Annotated in this window: 12 protein-coding genes and 1 tRNA gene; all 13 read left to right on the forward strand. The window is 42.9% G+C overall.

All coding sequences use genetic code 11. From position 1 onward, the window contains the following. On the forward strand, positions 1-544 hold a 544-nt coding region (locus AAGA18_13470), incomplete at its 5' end, for a filamentous hemagglutinin N-terminal domain-containing protein (GenBank protein MEM9446348.1). An 80-nt stretch (positions 545-624) separates the two neighbouring features. Next, complete coding sequence (ileS, locus tag AAGA18_13475) at positions 625-3405, forward strand: isoleucine--tRNA ligase (protein ID MEM9446349.1); 2781 nt, start codon at positions 625-627, stop codon at positions 3403-3405. 97 nt (positions 3406-3502) lie between these two features. Further along, positions 3503-3982: a hypothetical protein gene (locus AAGA18_13480; GenBank protein ID MEM9446350.1), complete on the forward strand. Its 480-nt coding sequence runs from the start codon at positions 3503-3505 to the stop codon at positions 3980-3982. Between the two features lie 39 nt (positions 3983-4021). Further along, on the forward strand, positions 4022-4741 hold the full coding sequence (hisA, locus tag AAGA18_13485) for a 1-(5-phosphoribosyl)-5-[(5-phosphoribosylamino)methylideneamino]imidazole-4-carboxamide isomerase (GenBank protein MEM9446351.1): 720 nt from the start codon (positions 4022-4024) through the stop codon (positions 4739-4741). Continuing rightward, entirely contained in the window at positions 4720-6696 is a 1977-nt protein-coding gene (locus tag AAGA18_13490; protein ID MEM9446352.1) for a UvrD-helicase domain-containing protein, read from the forward strand. The genes hisA and AAGA18_13490 overlap by 22 nt, the downstream gene beginning before the upstream one ends. Positions 6697-6801: 105 nt before the next feature. Then, positions 6802-6873, forward strand: a tRNA-Cys gene (locus tag AAGA18_13495). 280 nt (positions 6874-7153) lie between these two features. Then, on the forward strand, positions 7154-8092 hold the full coding sequence (locus AAGA18_13500; GenBank protein ID MEM9446353.1) for a GyrI-like domain-containing protein: 939 nt from the start codon (positions 7154-7156) through the stop codon (positions 8090-8092). Between the two features lie 33 nt (positions 8093-8125). Beyond that, positions 8126-8953 carry a hypothetical protein gene (locus tag AAGA18_13505; protein ID MEM9446354.1) on the forward strand — a complete coding sequence of 276 codons (828 nt, stop codon included), beginning with the start codon at positions 8126-8128 and terminating at the stop codon, positions 8951-8953. A gap of 1040 nt (positions 8954-9993) precedes the next feature. Then, entirely contained in the window at positions 9994-10518 is a 525-nt protein-coding gene (locus AAGA18_13510; GenBank protein ID MEM9446355.1) for a hypothetical protein, read from the forward strand. An 847-nt stretch (positions 10519-11365) separates the two neighbouring features. After that, entirely contained in the window at positions 11366-11632 is a 267-nt protein-coding gene (locus tag AAGA18_13515) for a hypothetical protein (GenBank protein MEM9446356.1), read from the forward strand. Continuing rightward, positions 11586-16571, forward strand: coding sequence for a DUF1800 family protein (locus AAGA18_13520; protein MEM9446357.1), 4986 nt, complete (start codon positions 11586-11588; stop codon positions 16569-16571). Before AAGA18_13515 ends, AAGA18_13520 begins: the two co-directional genes overlap by 47 nt. A gap of 29 nt (positions 16572-16600) precedes the next feature. Next, on the forward strand, positions 16601-18166 hold the full coding sequence (locus AAGA18_13525; protein ID MEM9446358.1) for a DUF1501 domain-containing protein: 1566 nt from the start codon (positions 16601-16603) through the stop codon (positions 18164-18166). Positions 18167-18174: 8 nt separating this feature from the next. Then, positions 18175-18819: a hypothetical protein gene (locus AAGA18_13530; protein MEM9446359.1), complete on the forward strand. Its 645-nt coding sequence runs from the start codon at positions 18175-18177 to the stop codon at positions 18817-18819. Positions 18820-18989 lie beyond the last annotated feature (170 nt).

Raw genomic sequence — 18989 nt, forward strand, 5'->3', positions numbered from 1 at the left:
AAACCGAGTGGTCACGGGAGCGCCATCAGAACTCCTTGGCACACTCAATTCTAATGGCCAAGTTTACTTAATCAATCCCAACGGGATCTTAGTGGGCTCCAACGCCACCATCGATACCGGAGGATTTGTGGCGAGCACATTGGATGTGTCCAATGAACAATTTATGTCCGGAGCAGATCTCACCTTCATGGGAGACTCTCAAGCCTCGGTGATCAATCAAGGCGTGATCAAGGGACGGACTAGCGATGTGGTATTGATTGCTCGTGAAGTGCACAATGAGGGCATCATTGAAGCCAATGAAGTGATGTCCGTTTTAAGGTCTGATCGAGCTGAGAAAAAGATTTTTGTTAGCGACAATGACCAAGAAGAAACGTATTCATTGGCTGCCTATAAGAAGGGTGCTGCAAATGGGCGGGTCACCTTGTTGGATAACATAGCGGGTCCAGGTGCCTTTTGGTCTCAGAAAGGTGAGGTAGAAAAAGCTCTCTTTACAGATGGAAATGTTTGGGCTTGGGCTTCTTCACAAAATTGGCAGGAGAAGTAAACCTCAGATTTATTGGTGACTCGATGCGTTGGATGAGGATTGACGGGTGAATACAGGACGCTAGAACTTTAGGTTTCTCTATGTCCACGGTCATGAATTACAAAGATACGCTTCAGCTTCCGCAAACGGATTTTCCTATGAGAGCGAGCCTCCCTAAACGTGAGCCTCTGCTTCTTAGGTCTTGGGAAGATGAGGATCTCTATCATCAAATATTGAAAGCCAGAGAGATCGCAGCTCCCTTTATTCTTCATGATGGTCCACCTTTCGCCAATGGGGATGCTCATATGGGTCATGCTTTAAACATGGCGCTAAAGGATTTTGTTCTTAAATCCCGCAATATGCAGGGCAAACGGGTCCCTTTTATTCCCGGGTGGGATTGTCATGGCCTTCCAATCGAGCACAAGGTCATGAAGGAGTTAGCTGCAGCTGCTAAGAAGAAAAAAGAAAAAGTGGTGGAATTAAATCCATTAGAGATTCGTAAGCAGTCTCAGGCTATGGCTGAGAAATTTATTGATATCCAGAGAGCTCAGTTCAAACGGATGGGTGTTTTGGGGGAATGGGATAAACCATACATTACCATGAATCCTGGCTACGAAGCAGATATCTTAAGAGTATTTGCGGGAATGGTGGAAAAAGGACTCGTTTATCAGGCACTGCGTCCAGTCTCCTGGAGTACCGAATGCCGCACTGCCCTAGCGGAAGCTGAGGTGGAGTATCAGGACCGAACCGATTTTTCCATCTTTGTAGAGTTTCCTATTAAGCAAGGTGAAGTGGCGGAAAAACTTGGCCTATCCTCCAAGGACAATGCGCACATTATGATCTGGACTACCACGCCTTGGACTTTGCCCGCGAACCTTGGCGTAGCGGTTCATCCTCAGATGGACTATGTCTTAGTGGCTTATGAGGGACGTAAAATTATTTTCGCTAAAGCTCTTATGGAGTCTATTGCTTCTAAGAGGGAGGAGACAGAGTTCAAGGTTTTCAAGGAATTTAAGGGACAAGAGATTAAAGGACTCAATTATTTCCACCCATTTTTGGAGCGAGAAGGAGAAGCACATCTTGCCGACTTTGTCACTTCAGAATCAGGATCAGGTGTAGTGCACATTGCTCCTGGACACGGACAAGATGACTATATTTTGGGTAAAAGTGTTGGCCTAGATGTTTTCTCCCCAGTAGATGATCGGGGTTGCCTGACTGAGGAAGCGGGTTTACCGGATCTAACAGGGACCTATGTTTTTAAAGCCAACAAGCCAATCATCGAGCTATTAGAAAGTAAGGGTAAGTTGTGGGCAAGTGAGCAATACAACCATAGCTATCCTCATTGTTGGCGGTCTAAGACACCTATCGTTTTTCGTTCCGTGATTCAGTGGTTTATTAAAGTGGATGATTTTCGTCAGAAGGCTTTAGATGGAATTGAAAAAGTAAAATGGATTCCTGATTGGGGGAAGAATCGTATCAAAGGAGCTGTCGAAAGTCGGCCAGACTGGTGTATCTCCCGCCAAAGAACTTGGGGTGTTCCTATTCCTGCTTTTTACAATGAGCAAGGGGAACCTCACTTAATAGCAGATACTGTCTATAAAGTGGCTGATCTTGTAGAGCAGAAGGGAACTAATGTTTGGTATGAGACCCCTGATCAAGAGATGGCAAATAGGGTAGGGTTAACAGGTGCAGGTTGGCGGAAAGGCTTAGATACTTTAGATGTATGGATTGATTCGGGGTCCAGTCACGAGGCCGTTATAAAACGTCGCTTGACTTTTCCTGCCGATCTCTATTTAGAAGGTAGTGATCAGCACCGAGGATGGTTTCAGTCCTCCTTACTTACCTCAGTGGCTTTGGGGCAAGAACCTCCCTATAAGGAGGTCTTGACCAATGGCTTTGTTATCGATGTAGATACTCGCAAGAAGCTTTCAAAGTCAAGTGGGAAGCCTTTGGCACTGATGGCTTTTGTCGATCGTTTTGGATCGGATATTTTGAGGCTTTGGGTCTGTAGCCAGGACTATCGTGATGATGTGCCTTTCTCAGATGAGATCTTTAAGCGCGTTGCAGATACTTATCGTTCCATGCGAAATTGCTTGCGAATTCTTTTGGCAAACCTCAGTGATTTTGATCCTGAAAAAGATAGTTTACCTGAAGAAGAGCTAACTGAGATTGACCGCTATATTCTCTTCCAGTTCCAGAAAGTTGTTGACCAAGTCAACAAGGCTTACGAAGCCTATGAATTTCATCAAGTCTATCATGTGATCAATCGCTTTTGTGCGGTGGATCTATCTGCTCTATATGTGGACGTTTTAAAAGATCGTATGTATTGTGACCCGGCAGATAGTAGAAACCGTCGCTCGTCTCAAACAGTCATGCATGAATTGCTAGAGTCTATGTGTAAGCTCTTGGCTCCGATTATGCCTTTCACCGCTGAAGAGGCGTGGCAGTTTGCGAATGCCGGAGAGAAGCCAGACCCTAATGAATTGAAACTTGTGCGCCCTTCAATTCATTTAGAAGTTTTTCCACAAGCCAGAGAAATCAAAGTTACGGATGGCTTTACTGATCGATGGAAGCATCTACTGGAAATTCGCACATCCGTGAATGAAAAGCTGGAGCCCCTCCGCCAAGAGAAAATCATTGGAAAAAGTTTGGAAGCAAGAGCGACGGTTGTTTCAGAGCAGTTGACAGAAGTCGACGTTCCTTTGCTAGAAGAACTATGTATTGTTTCCCAGATCACATTGAAACAAGAGGGGGAGATAGAAGTGGGTAAAGCAGAGGGAGAGAAATGCGTGCGTTGTTGGAAATACTATAGGAAACTTTCTGGCAATCCTGAACATCCGGAAATCTGTTCGCGTTGTGTCGAAGCGGTTTTAAGTAATTAGGTGATGGACTTCCGTTAGAAAGTGTTCTTCATTACGCCATCACCCTTATTATAATTTGCTGGCCTCATGGTTTAAGCTCCTTAGTCTTGACATGGTAATGACCAAAAGCAGATGGAGTATTCTTTGTTTGATCCTTTTATTAGGGGCCATAGCTCCATTCTCTTATGCTGGAGGAAGTAAGCCCAAATCGGTCATTCGTATCCACATGGAAGAAGTTGCAACTAATAACACGAATCAAGTTTTTCCTGTTCAATTAAGTAAGCCTGCAAAGCAAATCTTGGTGAAGAGATTTGCGGATTTAACAGAAAATCATGTTGAGAGCATGGGAAGAGTGCAAGGGGGACAGGTTTTGGTCCGCTTCAATTCCACGGGCAAGAATATTTTAGAGGCCATCACAAGCCAGAACTTAGGCCGCATTATGGTTGTTCTTTTTAATAATCGCATTGTTTACTCCCCTCGGATTGATGTCCCACTTCGCAATGGAATGCTTTTACTACCCCCTGTCATTTTCGATGAAGAGATTGTTGGCATGAACAACACGGTTGAAGAAATTAAACGAAAGAGACACTTTAATTAAACCGCTTGGATACTTCTTGAGGGGTGTGTAGGAGGGCAAATGATTTTATTACCAGCCATAGATTTAATGTCAGGACAGGTTGTTCGCTTGCGCCAGGGAAAAGCAGAGGAGAAGACAGTGTATAGTGATGATCCTGTAGCCTTTGCTCAGGAATGGCAGGCAAAGGGAGGAGATTACTTGCATGTGGTAGATCTAGATGGAGCCTTTGAAGGCACTTCCAAAAATTTAGAGGCAGTGCGTAATATCTGTCAGGCGTTGACTATTCCCGTTGAGTTAGGCGGAGGTTTGCGAGATCTCAAGGCGATAGAGACTATCTTAAATACGGGTGTTTCTAGGGGCATTATCGGAAGTAAGGCTTGCCAAGATCCAGCCTTTGTAGAGCAAGCTGTCAAAGTATTTGGTGGCGAGCGAGTGGCAGTGGGAATAGATGCTAGAGATGGAAAAGTTGCTACCAAAGGTTGGGTTGAACTCTCTCAATGGAATGCCAAAGATCTAGCACTTAAGATGCAGGACTTAGGGGTTCAGACCATTATTTATACAGACATAGCCACTGATGGAATGCTCACAGGACCTAATTTTGATGCACTCCAGGAGATGAATGATGCTTTAGAGATCAATCTTGTTGCCTCTGGTGGCGTAAGTGATAGGTCAGACATAGAGCGCCTAAATGAAATGGAAGACCTCTACGGTGTAATCATTGGAAAGGCTCTCTACGAAAACCGTATTAGGCTGGAAGAATGTCGGTTGATTACACGCTGAAGCAAGGGGCGAACGCTCAGCCCCTGAGCATTGACTATGCGACGGAGCTTAACGAAGCTCAGTATACGGCAGTTAGCGCACCACCGGGTCCTATTCTGGTCATTGCTGGCGCTGGTAGTGGGAAGACTAGAACCCTGACTTACCGCGTTGCTTATTTGGTTGAAAAAGGGGTGGATCCTCATCGTATTCTTCTACTGACATTTACCAATAAAGCGAGTAAGGAGATGCTCCGTCGAGTAGAGGATTTATTGCCTCATGATATTTCCAGTCTGTGGGGTGGCACCTTTCACCATGTAGGGCATCGATTACTTAGAAGGCATGCGGAGCTTGCAGGTTTACAACCGGGCTTTAACATTATGGACAGAGAGGACGCTACGGACCTAGTAACTGCATGTTTTGAGCAGGCGGGGATTGATGCCAAAGACAAACGTTTTCCCAAAGGAGATGTTCTTTTAGAAATCTTTAGCCACGCTTGCAATACGGTCAGCTCTATCCCCAAGATTTTAGAAGACAAGTATCCTTACTTCACGGATTTGCAAACAGAGATTCTTACCCTTGAAGAAGTCTATCAGAAACGGAAGAAAGCTGCTAATGTTGTTGATTATGATGACTTGTTAGTCTTGACCTTGGAGTTGCTTAAAAAGCACAACGACTTGCGCGAGAAATATCAAAACCAATTTCAGCACATCTTGGTGGATGAGTATCAAGACACCAATCGCACCCAGGCGGAAATTGTTGACCTATTAGCTGCCGAACATCAACAAGTTATGGTGGTGGGCGATGATGCACAGAGTATCTATTCTTGGCGTGGCGCGAACTTTGCGAATATCATGGAATTTCCTGAGCGATATCCCGGTGCAAAGGTCATTAAAATCGAAACCAATTACCGCAGCACGCCAGAGATTTTAAACCTAGCGAATGCTTCGATTGATCATAATGCCAAGCAATTTCCCAAGATTCTTCAAGCATCGCGTCAGGGAGGAGTCAAGCCGGCTTTGATAAGCTTAGAGGACGGCCGGCAACAGGCGGCCTTTGTCGCACAGCGCATTTTAGAGTTGCATGAAGAAGGGGTAGACCTGAAAGAGATGGTGGTGCTTTACCGTTCTCATTTTCACTCCATGGAAGTGCAAATGGAACTCACCAAACGAAATATCCCCTTTCAAATCACTTCAGGTCTTCGCTTCTTTGAGCAAGCACATATTAAAGATGTGTCTGCCTATCTGCGTTTTGCTGTGAATGGTCATGATGAAGTTTCCTTTAAAAGAATTGCTAGGATGATGCCTGGTGTTGGGCCGAGCTCATCCCATAAACTATGGCTGGCCATACAAAGCGGTAAGGCTTGGAGTGACATTAAGGCACCAGTAAAAGCGCAGGCAATTTGGAAACAGTGGAATGAAACACATGGTCAACTTAAGAAAGCTCTGCAAGAGCAAAACGGGCCAGCTGATCTTGTGCAAATCGTTGTCGATGCCTGCTATGATGATTACCTAAAATCTAAGTATACCAATTACGAATCGCGCCTAGAAGATATCCAGCAATTGCGTGGATTTGCTGAAAGTTTTGAGGACTGCTTTGAGTTTCTAAGTCAACTTTCGCTTCTCACTAACATAGATATGGATGATCCTTCACGTAGCCAAGAGGAGGACTCAGTGCGGTTAACAACCATTCATCAAGCCAAGGGCTTAGAGTGGAATATCGTTTTTATCGTCATGCTTTGTGAGGGGATGTTTCCATCTAATCGCTCATTGGAAAGTCTAGAGGGAGAAGAAGAGGAGAGGCGCCTTTTTTATGTAGCTGCCACTCGAGCCAAGGATGAGTTATATCTCATCCACCCGAGAATGGCTGGCTTTAGCAGGTATCAAGACACTTGGCAAAAACCTTCACGTTTTCTTACAGAATTTCCGCAAGATTGCTGCCACGCTTGGAATATTCGAACGGAACCTTCTTGGGATTAGCTTAATCCGAATGATACCTCATCATCTCGTTACCTCACCGTTCAAAAGATTGATATTCTTGCAAAATGATGAACATCTGCTTTGATATTTAATTCTGCATATTGCGGCGGCGTAGCCAAGTGGTAAGGCAGGGCTCTGCAAAAGCTCTATTCGGCGGTTCGATTCCGCCCGCCGCCTCAAGATACAACTCTCCCGTTCTCAATGCCTTACAGAGAGAGATCTGGTTCAAGTGCCAGCATTTAAATAGTGTATTGAAGATAGTTGATTTGCTTACATAGATTCTCCCTAGTTGTGTGTTTAGAAAGTAATACGTATCTGGCATTGATTTTATGCAAAGAAAAATGGAAAAATTTGACCATGAGATGGGTTCTGAAAATCTGATCTTTTTTGGTGAATAAAGATCAGGATAATAAGTTGGAATACAAGAGAGCTCCTATATAATTTTATCAAAAGAACTATGCCTAAAGCTCGAAAAGACAATGTGACTCATTCCACTGCTATGGACTATAGAAAACGTGTCTCTCAAGCGATGAACTACATTAGTGAAAATCTAGATAGGCAACTCTCCTTAAAAGAGATTGCCCAAGCTGCTTCTTTTTCCATGTTCCACTTTCATAGAATTTTTAAGGCAGTAGTTGGAGAAACCGTCGCAGAGTTTACCCGAAGACTCCGACTCGAATTAGCAGCAACGCATCTCCGTTCTAATCGGCATGCTACAATTACTATAATAGCTATGGATTGTGGTTTTTCCAGTTCTCAAAACTTTGCCAAAGCATTCCACCAACATTTCGGCATGTCTCCTACAGAATACAGAAAAAGCAAGGGTGGAAACATTCATAGCAAAAATCAAAACGCTTTATCGCTCGTGACAAGTTATCATTCAGAGCATACATTGATGAAATCAATGTATGCTGAAAGGAAAATATTAATGAACGCTGAAGTTAGAGAAATGGCAGAGCATCATGTTGCTTACGTTCGCAAGATTGGATCTTATTATAGCAGGGAAACATATGAGCAAGCATGCAATGAATTAATGAGGTGGGCACGACCGAAAGATTTATTGAATTCGGGCAAATTGATGGGTGTGTACTTAGACAATCCTCATGTTACTCCTGAAGAGAAATGCAGACTAGATGCATGCATTAGCGTGCCGCCAGGTACTCTTACTGAGAGACAAATCGCTATACAAGTAATTAATGGTGGGCTACATGGTGTCTGTCATTTTGAGCTTCAGGACAACAGTTTTCAACAGGCCTGGGGAGACGCATTTACATGGCTTGTCGATAGTGGCTATGAATGTGACCAAAAGCCATGTTATGAGTTGTATCACAACAACCCTTCTAATCATCCTGAAAACAAATGGGTTGTTGATATTTGTATTCCTTTAAAAAATTAGAAACAATAATTCACGCACATTTTATCAGATAAAGTGAAAGCAATAATCGTTAATCTAGGTTGTTTAGGTGCGGGTGCAATTATTGCTATTGGCATCATGAGCCACTTAAAAATGACTGAACCAGAACAAGAAGCCTCATTTAATCTTGAAGGACACCTGCGTGATGTTGGTATGCAGCATCCTGCTAAAAAATCACAAGCAAATGTTCAAAGATTTGAGAAAGTGGTCGACCGGGATGAGACTTTCGAAGAGAAGGTGGCAGGAGATGAAAATGAATTGAATTCATTTGCTAATTTGATGAAGAAAGTTTTTTCGGGAGATGCCAATGAAGACGAACAATTGGCCTTTTGGAAGGAAATACGAAAATCGGATACGCTAGATGAAATTCTAAATAATCTTAAGAATGATGTGAATTCTAATCCGAATGATTTACAAGCAAGATCAAACCTGGCCAAGGTATATATGGCTAAGCTTCACTCTGGATCTTTTGGGCCTGAAATGAATATTTTGGCTGCTCGGGCAGAAGAGCAGTGGAAAGAAATTCTAAAAATAGATCCAAACAATTGGAAGGCACAAAATTCATTAGCCGTTGGGTTGAGCTGGTATCCAGAAAATATGAACAAAATAGGAGAGGCTATTGGTGAGTTCGAAAAGTTGCTTATTATTCAAGAAAGTCAGCAGCCTGAAAAAGGCTTTAAAGAAAGTTATTTGAGGCTATCAGATATATATTTAAAGAATAATGATCCTGCTGGGGCTTTGGAAACCCTTGAGAGGGGGCTGACAATTTTTCCCAATGACCAAAAATTAAAAGAGCAATTATCGTCTTTTCATTCTCAATATGAAATTATGGAGGGGCCATAACATGCACTAGCCACGACAAGATCTGACAGAAGTTATTGTCTGAGCAAATTTAAATTGTTAGTTACTCAAATTCTTATGATTAAGGTTATCAACTTTTTTGATCCACAAAGTTTGCTTTCAATGAGATTTTGTAGAGGAGTTCTGCCGCAACACATTTTACCTTGGTGAGTGCGTTTAGAATTATATGGATCGGTCCTTGATCTAAATCCGTCTTGTCTCAAAACCATGTCTTAAGCTAAGTTGTTTTCTTACGGGGGGTTATTTTCTGACGTCTGAAAACAAAATGTCTTAGCTTAGGCAGCTTCTTCCAAATCTGGCGGCCTTTTCTGATAAATAGTGTTTGAAGACGCTGCCTAGAAACCCTGCGAATACCGAGCTTACGCAATTTAGCTAAAATTTGGGTATATCCCCATGCTGTTTCATTAGCGATGCGAAGGATAATACTGCGGATGATATAAGACAATGGAGGTCTGCCAGGTTGGCGGCCTTGAATTGGCTTTTGTTGAGTCTATCTATAAAAAGTTCGATAAGTGAGAGTACAGATAATAGATTTCAAATGAGACCTGATAAGTCGGCCATGCTGGATTAATTGTGCTCTTACTTCAGGAGTGGTATAAATTCTTTTGTGAGATGAGATCTGAAAATTTTGTTCTCCGTTTGGAGGTACAGAGTATAAAGGTCCTTCAAAGAATCAGGGCTCGAGCAAATGAGAAAGAAAAGAGGTTTGAAAAATCGGTACATAGGAGCAAAAACATAAATCGTTGATGTTCAAAGGGAAGACATCATTCTGAGACACCGCTAGATAGATTTTCTCAGCCAATTTGTTCATTCTAGACACTTAGAAAACCGGCTGGATTACTGCTAAAGGCATCGATCATGAAGACGCCGTACAATTTTGATTACATCAGCTAAGTTAGAATATTTATCTAAATTTTTTAGAGGATTTATATTAATTATAATTGATTCTTATTATTGTAATTAATATAGTTACAACAGCGAATTAGGTCTGCTCGTTTGAATGAACAGGCTTAGATACAGGGGTGGATCAATTAAAGATGAATAGCGGCATCAATAGCTTCGATTTCAATTCCGTTGATATCCAAAGCTCAGCTTCCTACAGCGGAGGCTCTGAGGTATCTAAATCATATGGTAGCTGCTTGAAGCAGCATAGAGTGCTTGCTCCTATACAAACCAGCGGCGCAAACCATGAGAATCTCAATATTCCAGTTATCGATGATCAAAACATTGACTTGCAGACTTTATTGGCTTTAAGCGCATTTGGAAAAAGAGCTATCAGGTTCCGCATACGAGCCAAAGTTAATAATCCAGTTGCTAAAGGTAATCGATGGCTGAATAGCGAATGTTTTCACTTACCGCCTGCCAATGCGAGTCATACTTTTGCCAAATATGAGCGATCTAAGTGTGCGCTAACAGGTTTCAGTCTCCTGAAGCGTATCCATGAGGGATTTGACAACAGTATATGTGATAGTCCAACACAAACGGTTTATATCAATCACGATAGTATTCAAAAGCAGTTGTCGTATTATGGATATACACCTGCTTGATGATGTGCCATACCCAAATTACCAACTTAGGATTTCCTTGCCAAATCTTGAGGAATAATTAGAAAATACTTGGAGTTTCTGTATTCACTTTTTTTTGTTATTTAATATAAGCTTATTAGTCTATTTTTTATATAGTGTTCTATGTATCGATAAATAGGATTGTAATAAATTATTATTTGCTCAAGTGAAGATATAAAAATCGAGATGCGAACCTTTAATTTTTTATATTAAGAAATTTTACTCGCATCTTTTTTTTAAAATTCCGGAGAGTTGTGAAATTGGTCATTAAGGAGAAGATTTTAGACTACCTCGAAGGTAGCCGGGCTAGGTTAAATTTCTATTATATACCCCTCTAAGGGAGGTCTGCATAAGGTTCTTTGGGTCTAGAAGCTTAGATTATTGTGTAAGTCTAGACTCTCAATTCATAAAGGTCTAAACCTCTGCCACTGCTCTTTGCAGCTTTAGCACAGGTCTATTTAATCCTGAATAGTCAACGAAGTTAAAAACAATTGATATTACAATATGGTCACTAAAATACTCGAATGTCTGTTAATTTGTCAGATACGACTACATCATTGCATAAAAACTTCTCTTGAGTTTGTGCAATCATGTAGTTTGTTTTCGATCTATTGCTTTGAGATGGTGCTACTAGCAAATGACAGTCTGTGTTCAATCCTAAGATTTCGAGGAGAATATTATTCTTGAATAAATAAAAAATTCTTAAATATTATTGATAATCTTGTAAAGGTGTATATATTATAATCGAGTTTTATCTGGTTTATAAAACTAACAGGGGAAGCAAATCATGGATCTACTCCACTACACTACACAGAGATCTAGATTTAGTATGAGCAATGACGGCTCACTAGCTAAATCAGGAAATGGTTCAAAAGACGATTTCATGCGTTTTTTTTCATCTGTAAGCCTAATTACAGTCGAAGATACTACTGATCATCATGCTACAGAAACAAGCTTCTTAACCGAAGCTTCTCAAAGGTTCGAAGGCTCAAAAAGTCTTATGAAGTCATTATGGAAATCCTATAGCACTGAAGATCAGATAGTAGAAGATGAGAAAAAAACTATACTACCTAATACCTCTTGCGTTGTCTATTAGCCCACTCGGGGCATCAGATTTTGATAAAGATGGTATGTCAGATATTTGGCAGCAGCAATACTCTGCCTTCGGCCTGATTTCTGGCAATGATGAAGACGGTGATTCATTTACTAATTTTGATGAGTCTATAGCTGGCACAGACCCTTTTAACAGCAAGGATTACCCCAAAATTAGAGTAAATGAAATCAATCTAGAGGAAGATAGCATCAGCCTGTCTTTCCCAACCAAACCAGGTAAATTCTACCAGGTACTGGATTCCGACCAACTGAGTGACTTTAGGAATCTTGGGCCAATGGTTCAAGGTGACGGAACTAGCTACGAATTATCTCTTCTCCAAAATGCGACATCGACCAGGTCTGGTAATGTCATACAGGAATTTTGGGCAGATGTAAATGTCAGCAACAACGATCTGGGAGAACTTGAAACTTTAGACGGGTTTCCAGATTTTCCAGATGGAACTATTGTGCTTCCAAGCATGGAAGCTCCTTCAGTCTTGGGCACTGGTTTTGGATTCAGAATGTATACAATAGTGGTTCCACCAGCTCAAGGAGATTATACTTTTTTTATTTCAAGCGGAAGCAGTGCGCGACTATATTTTTCTAGTGACGCTGATCCTTCCAATAAGTCACTAGTTGCTCAGGTTTTACCAGAGCAGGCTATCAGCCCGAATGCCTGGGATACTTTCGATAGCCAAAGATCTGCAACAGTTACGCTCAAGCGTGGTGTTCCTTATTACGTGGAAGCTTGGGGTATTGGATCCTCACCATTGAGCCATTGCCAGATAGGTTGGTCAGGCCCAGACTTAACGGGAGTTGAAATCGTAGGTAGCCCCAACATATCCGACCAAGCATTTATGACTCCTTCACTGGCTGCTAACGTCATTTTCGAGAGAAACTATGATCTTAAAAAAGACCGAGTCCCACTTTGGTCTGATACGACCATAGACAGTTCTCCGCCGAATGGGATGTCGGGTAGGGCTGAGACAATAGCTAAAACGCAGAGCAACTCATATTTCGCGTTGCCTGAGCAACTCAATAGGCACATTTACTTGCGTTTCCTTGTCAATGCTAGTCCCAAAAATGATGGGATGTCACTCATCCTCCTAGGCTCGGATAATAGTCAAGAGGGACCTCGAGTTACTTTTAGTGATAAAAATGGTGGGATACCCGTTATTGGTGCCGGAGGATTATCGGCAAATGATTTTCAGGTCCCCGTCACTCCAGGTCAGACTTACCAAGTTGAGCTTCTGGCTTCTCTGAGAACCCCATTTACTTACATTACTGGAATTACGGAAAGGACTGTTATGCCGGATCGTTTTGATATTTATGTAACAGATATGCAGGGCAAGCTTGTTGGTCTTGGACAGGACTTATCTTTTAGAGATGGGGGCAACAATGTTGTGAAGGAAATTAGCCAATTGCGGGCTTTCAAGACTAGTTCCAAGTCGCAAATTACCTTTGATGAGTGGCATCTAACAAGTGGATCAATTGATGGCAACGGTTACATCAATACAAACATATCCGACTTCAGATCTACTGGGGACTCTCAGTACTTCAAGTTAGAGGTGAGTGATTTGGATCAGGACCAAGATGGCTTGTCAGATTCAGATGAATTGATTTTGGCCCCCCATTCACCATTTCTTTTCTTTGATGCGAACTCCGACGGTCAAAGGACTGATTCGGTGGCAGCTAAAAGTCTCCTGAGAAATTCAAAAGGAGATATAGAGTTCAAATTGTTTGCTACTGATGTTGCTGTTTTCGAAGACAACGCACCGAGCTTGACTCCAGACTACGCGACCATTGAGGTTTCCCGAACAGGAGCACTTACGGCGGTGACCGCACAACTATGTGTGGCACCTCTAGAATACACGGGTAGCACTACAAGAGTCTGTGATGGTCAGTGCTGTACGCTAATTGGTACAGCGGGTGATGAAGAAGCTGAGCCTGAAGACTATACTATCTTTGACGAAGAAGGAAATATCATAACAAATACTCTCTATTTTGCTTTTGGTGAAATGTCAAAAACTCTGACTGTAATAGCGACTAAAGATGGTATCAACGAGTATCCAGAGACCTTGAACATAGCAATCGCTGAAGATGACAGTTACACAATTTCAAATACAAATGGGGCTTCAATCCAGATATTTGATCTTCCTGACAGCCCAAATAACTATGCTATTTTCACTGGTGCGTATAGTCGTGACGGAGCTGCCACAACTTCCACGTCGGCCTCAGGTTCAGTTATTGCAGTTTTGAATGGAACGCGAACGAAAGTATTGTTGTCAACTGAGTTTGCTGGACTTAGTTCGATGCAAACTACCGCTCACGTTCACAAGTCTAGTTCTGGACGATCTCGATCAGGCAGAGTTGGAGATATTGTCTACCCAATTACCCAAATTCCAGGAGATCCGATGAGTGCTCCCCTTATTGGGACACTAGACAATTACGAGTGGGATCTCATCTCATCTCCAGGAGCTGCTTCGACGAATGCTCAAAGTACCGTTTCCAGACAGGTCATCATCGACTCTCTCTTTGGGCAAAATGGTGAAACTCAGCTCTACTTCAATGTGCATACGGCAAATAATCAGGCGGGTGAAATTTGGGCATTTCTGGGTTTGAGTGGTGGATCTAGAGAAGAACCACCAGCACCGGATCCAGCCGCATCTCCTGGCTCTGCGGAATATCCTTTGCTAGCGGGGGGTGATCTGGAGGCGGATGTTCGACGTTTCCTTGATCAGGCAACATTCGGAGCCACCGAGGATAAGGTATCCAAACTGCTGGGAACAATCAACACCGAGCGCGTGAATAATCCCAACTACCATAGACACGAAGCCTTTGAGAACTGGATGGATGAACAGATGCAGCTACAACAAAGCTATTTGGTCGACTTTCATTTAGCACTAGACTTTCAACAACTCAAGTTACAGGGGTGGTTTGATCCGAGGCAAAATCCATCCAAGCAAGGGGATAGCACACCAGCCATCCCTGCAAAATGGCCAGCTCCTTTGCGGCCTACGGGACCGAACGCAGACCCAGCTAAGTGGCATTTGAGCGGTAGCTATCCCGTAACAAGGGAGCATCAAGCCCTTGCACGCAGGAATGGTCTTTGGGGCATTCCTGATTTTGGGAACCGCCGCAACAGTTTTTGGCAGATGATGGTAAATGCTGAAGATCAATTACGTCAGAAAATGGGATTTGCCCTTCAGCAGATTGTCGTGACTTCGGTGACCCTGCCGAAGATTCGCGGCAACTGCTACTCATCCACGAACTATCAGGATATGCTCAACCATTATGCCTTTTCTCATTACAGAGATGTTTTAGGATTTGTAAACTGGAGTCCCGTAATGGGGGTATGGCTTTCCTCGCTACAAAATGAGAAAGGAATCGATTTAGATGGTGATGGGGTAGATGACTCTTCACCTGACGAGAACCTGGCTCGTGAAAACATGCAACTCTTTTCGATTGGTCTATTCGATATCTGGCCTGATGGTACCTTACGTCTCGGTCTAGATGGTGCACCAAAGAATACTTATTCAAATGAAGATATACGGCAATTTGCCAAGATACTCACCGGTCTTTCTTTCTCAGTCCCTGATGATCGCGAAAATGGAGAATGGGGAGGTATTCGTTACGAATCGATTCCCAAAAACACGAAATTTCGTTTTAATACAGGATTAGAAAAGATTTTTTCGCAAAAGTTTATCTACCCTATGAAAATGTTTGGCGATTATCATGATCGGACAGTTAAGACTTTTGCGGGCACAACAATTGATAATACAAATCTTTCGAGTGCAACAGAACAAGGGATTGCCGACATTGAAGATGCGATGGATTGGCTCGCTGGAAAACCTGGCGATGGTAAGGAGGACTTTAATATGATCAACTCGCATGGTTCGACCCCGGCATTCATTTCCTTGAGACTGATTCAGCGATTTGTTAAATCAAATCCCAGCCGCCAGTATTTACACCGTGTAGCAACCACATTCAAGGATACTGAGGGGCATCTCGGCGAAACGATAAAAGCAATCTTACTCGATCCAGAAGCGCGCGTTTTAGACATAAACGACACAACAGCAGGGATGAAAAAGTCATCAATTGAAAATTTCATACAATTAATAAGGAACCTGGGCGCTCGAACTTATTTGCCTGTAGCTGGCAACGGTAGAAAAAATCCTTTCAAAGAGGTAGCTGGTGATTTTTCCAATCCTGATTTATATCTTACGAGTTTTGGGTATGCTTCTCGGCAAGCTAATTCTATGCGGTTGAATCAAAGGATAGCGATGCCTAGAACCTATGAAGGAGAGGTTCGCTCCTTGCAGATGATGCCATTTTACCAGGATTCTGTTTTCAACTGGTATGCCCCTGATTTTGCTCCCGGTGGACCTGTAAGCGAAGCTGGATTGGTTGCCCCAGAAATGCAAATCACCACTGAACAAACCGCTGTCAAACACATCAACTACTTCAGCGCTGCCCTTGGTATTGACCAAGAGATTTCCCAAGAAAAACTCGGACAAGGAGCTCGATTGCAGAATGCGGCTTTTAATTATAGTGGTCCTGAAAACCAGAATGTCACAGCTGATCATAATAGGCTTCGTTTTAATGTGGGTGACTTGACTGATGAGATCTACCCTTCGAGTAGACCAAAGAAAAAGGATGCCCCAGACATCAAGTCGGCAATAGCCATCGCCAACTTAGAGGTATTAGATGAACTGGATCGCCGATTGACATATGGCAATCTCAAGAGGCGGTATCCGATCAACCCTTCAGACGACGGAAGAGATGGCATTAGGCAAAATCCCCGAGAGCTAATTCTCACCGCCATGAGTTTTGACCTTCAAGATCCTTGGGATGGTGACGATGATGGAAAAGAGAGATTAAGATGCGTTCAGACCGCGCTTTATCTTCTAGTATCTAGCCCGGAATTTCAGGTTCGGAAATAGAGCCACGTATATAGAAGTATTGAAATATCATGAAAGAAGAACAAACTCACAAAATTTCGCGTAGGGAATTTATTCGATACGGCAGTTGCGGTGCTATGGGTATAGGTTCCCTCGTAAACGTCATCGCCCAACTACAGCTTATTAATTCAGCAACAGCATCGACTCTTGATATTGGGAGTGACTATAAAGCTCTTGTTTGTGTTTTTCTGTCTGGAGGCTGTGACATGAATAATGTTTTAATACCAGTTAATGGTAATGAGCAGGCCTACCGCTATCTCGATCAGAGAGGATATGTAAGTATTCCAAATGGGGTGGTGCATAACAATTACAATGCAAAGGGGGCTAATGAAACTATTTTGCTCAATCCGCGCCCTGCTCTTAACCAACCTTTTGGTTTACATCCTTCGCTTCAAAACTTGGCAAATATGTTTAACAGCAAAAATGCAGCCTTCTTGGCAAATGTGGGGACCTTAGGAGAACCCACAAATCCGTCGAACTATGGTGGTGTTTCTTTGCCACGACAACTTTTCTCGCATTCGGATCAACAGACGGAATGGATGTCATCCATTGCAGATCAACCTTTTAGATCAGGCTGGGGTGCCAGAGTGGCTGATTTGTTTAATGATACATGGAATCCGAATAGTCCGAGCTCTATGTTGATTACAGCTTCAGGCACCAACAAATTTTTAACCGGAAGCCCAGCCGTTTCGCAGTATGCGGTCTCCACCAGGGGAGCGACTTCTCTTTTCGGATATCAAAAAAGTGGTGATAGTTATGGAAAGGCGCTTAATGGAAATGGGAATTATCTAGATACCAGAGAGGGGCAGAGGTTAAAGGCATTTGAGAGGATCATGGCTTATAGTCACTCCAATATTATTGAAGATTCTTATGCGACTGTGGTTAGGAGGGCTAGAGAGACAGAAGGATACATTATCGAGGCAAATAATTCCCAGCCGAATGGTTTCGATCTAGACGGTATATTTAAATCATTTCGTGCAACTTCTGGACTAGCCGAAGAGTTTAAAACCATAGCGCGCTTGATTGCAGGACGTCGTGCTCTGGGTAACACTCGCCAAATTTTCTTTGTTCAAGCTGGGGGATATGATACCCACCAAGATATGAAAGCCGATCTCCAGGGGGTTTTGAGGAACCTTGACAATTGTATAGGAGCTTTTAATCAATCAATGGTTGAGCTCGACCGTGTAGATCGTGATTTTAGTTATGACAGTGTTACTTCTTTCCAAGCGTCTGATTTTAACCGGACTTGGACGGCAAATGGTGGAGTAGGAGAATCCGCTGGTACAGACCATGCTTGGGGTAGTCATGCTTTTGTTTATGGAGGAGCTGTCAAGGGAGGAAAAATATATGGTGAATTCCCCGAGCTTGCTGTGGGTGGACTTGTTGCAATTCCTGGGGATAATAGGGGCCGCTGGATACCAACCACTGCGGTAGATCAATACGCAGCCATTCTCGCTCGTTGGTTCGGGGTGCCTCCAGGATCTACGGAAATGGATATCATCTTCCCGAACTTGAGCCGCTTTGCGAATCCGTTTACCTCTGAAACGAACCTGGACTTTTTAGATACGACTACTTGATATCTATTATGCATGCCCTTAAGAAGAATCTAAAACGATTCGTTACGATAGCTGTTGTATTATCGCTGGTTATTGCCATTGGTTTCCTTATCGGTAAGAGTTTCTCAACGAAGCAAACCACCTCATCATCTAAAGAGTATTCAAAGGCGCATTCAGTTCAACCGGTTGAGCCCGGTAAATCGGATAATTATAACACATCTTCTCTTACGAGTAGTCTGGGTTCAAGGGTTCCGGCCTCAGATAACCTCGATAAACGGATCACTCGTTATACTGATGGGACGGTGGATTACCATCCTTCTATAGACAAAAGCCGGATGCTGTATCAAACAGAAAAGCTCCCAAGAGCTGACATTACCATTGTTTCTGAGATCATAGCTGACTACCGCAAACTATTTGAAACAAATCCATTTGGCTCTGAAAACCGCGAAATAACCGCAGGATTACTGGGAAAAAACCCCAAGAACGTCATTTTTTTGGATGTGAATCACGTGGACTTATCACCGGAAGGGGAGCTCTTGGATCGCTGGGGAAGTCCGTTTAGATTCCATCCACTCACTTCTAGTTTAATGGAAGTATCTTCTCTTGGAGCAGATCGCGTGCTTTGGACTAGCGACGATTTGAATATTGACCTATCGGAAGAGGCAGACCTGTAAGTAGTTTTTTCTGGAAACCGCCTCTTGGAGATAAGAGGATAGCCTACCTCTTCTTCTGGGCTGTGATAGGATCACAGTGAATCTCCAAAGCACTCGAGGTTGAAAAGTGCTCCATCATAAAGACGGATGATCTTCAATGGTATGATGTAGGCAATTCAAAGCTGGTGCAG

It is taken from the genome of Verrucomicrobiota bacterium, from assembly GCA_039192515.1.
Classification (GTDB): Bacteria; Verrucomicrobiota; Verrucomicrobiia; order Methylacidiphilales; family JBCCWR01; genus JBCCWR01.

Coding starts and splice junctions, on each gene's coding strand:
- ileS (MEM9446349.1), top strand. CDS start 625: ATGTCCACGGTCATGAATTACAAAGATACGCTTCAGCTTCCGCAAACG.
- AAGA18_13480 (MEM9446350.1), top strand. CDS start 3,503: ATGACCAAAAGCAGATGGAGTATTCTTTGTTTGATCCTTTTATTAGGG.
- hisA (MEM9446351.1), top strand. CDS start 4,022: ATGATTTTATTACCAGCCATAGATTTAATGTCAGGACAGGTTGTTCGC.
- AAGA18_13490 (MEM9446352.1), top strand. CDS start 4,720: ATGTCGGTTGATTACACGCTGAAGCAAGGGGCGAACGCTCAGCCCCTG.
- AAGA18_13500 (MEM9446353.1), top strand. CDS start 7,154: ATGCCTAAAGCTCGAAAAGACAATGTGACTCATTCCACTGCTATGGAC.
- AAGA18_13515 (MEM9446356.1), top strand. CDS start 11,366: ATGAGCAATGACGGCTCACTAGCTAAATCAGGAAATGGTTCAAAAGAC.
- AAGA18_13520 (MEM9446357.1), top strand. CDS start 11,586: ATGAGAAAAAAACTATACTACCTAATACCTCTTGCGTTGTCTATTAGC.
- AAGA18_13525 (MEM9446358.1), top strand. CDS start 16,601: ATGAAAGAAGAACAAACTCACAAAATTTCGCGTAGGGAATTTATTCGA.
- AAGA18_13530 (MEM9446359.1), top strand. CDS start 18,175: ATGCATGCCCTTAAGAAGAATCTAAAACGATTCGTTACGATAGCTGTT.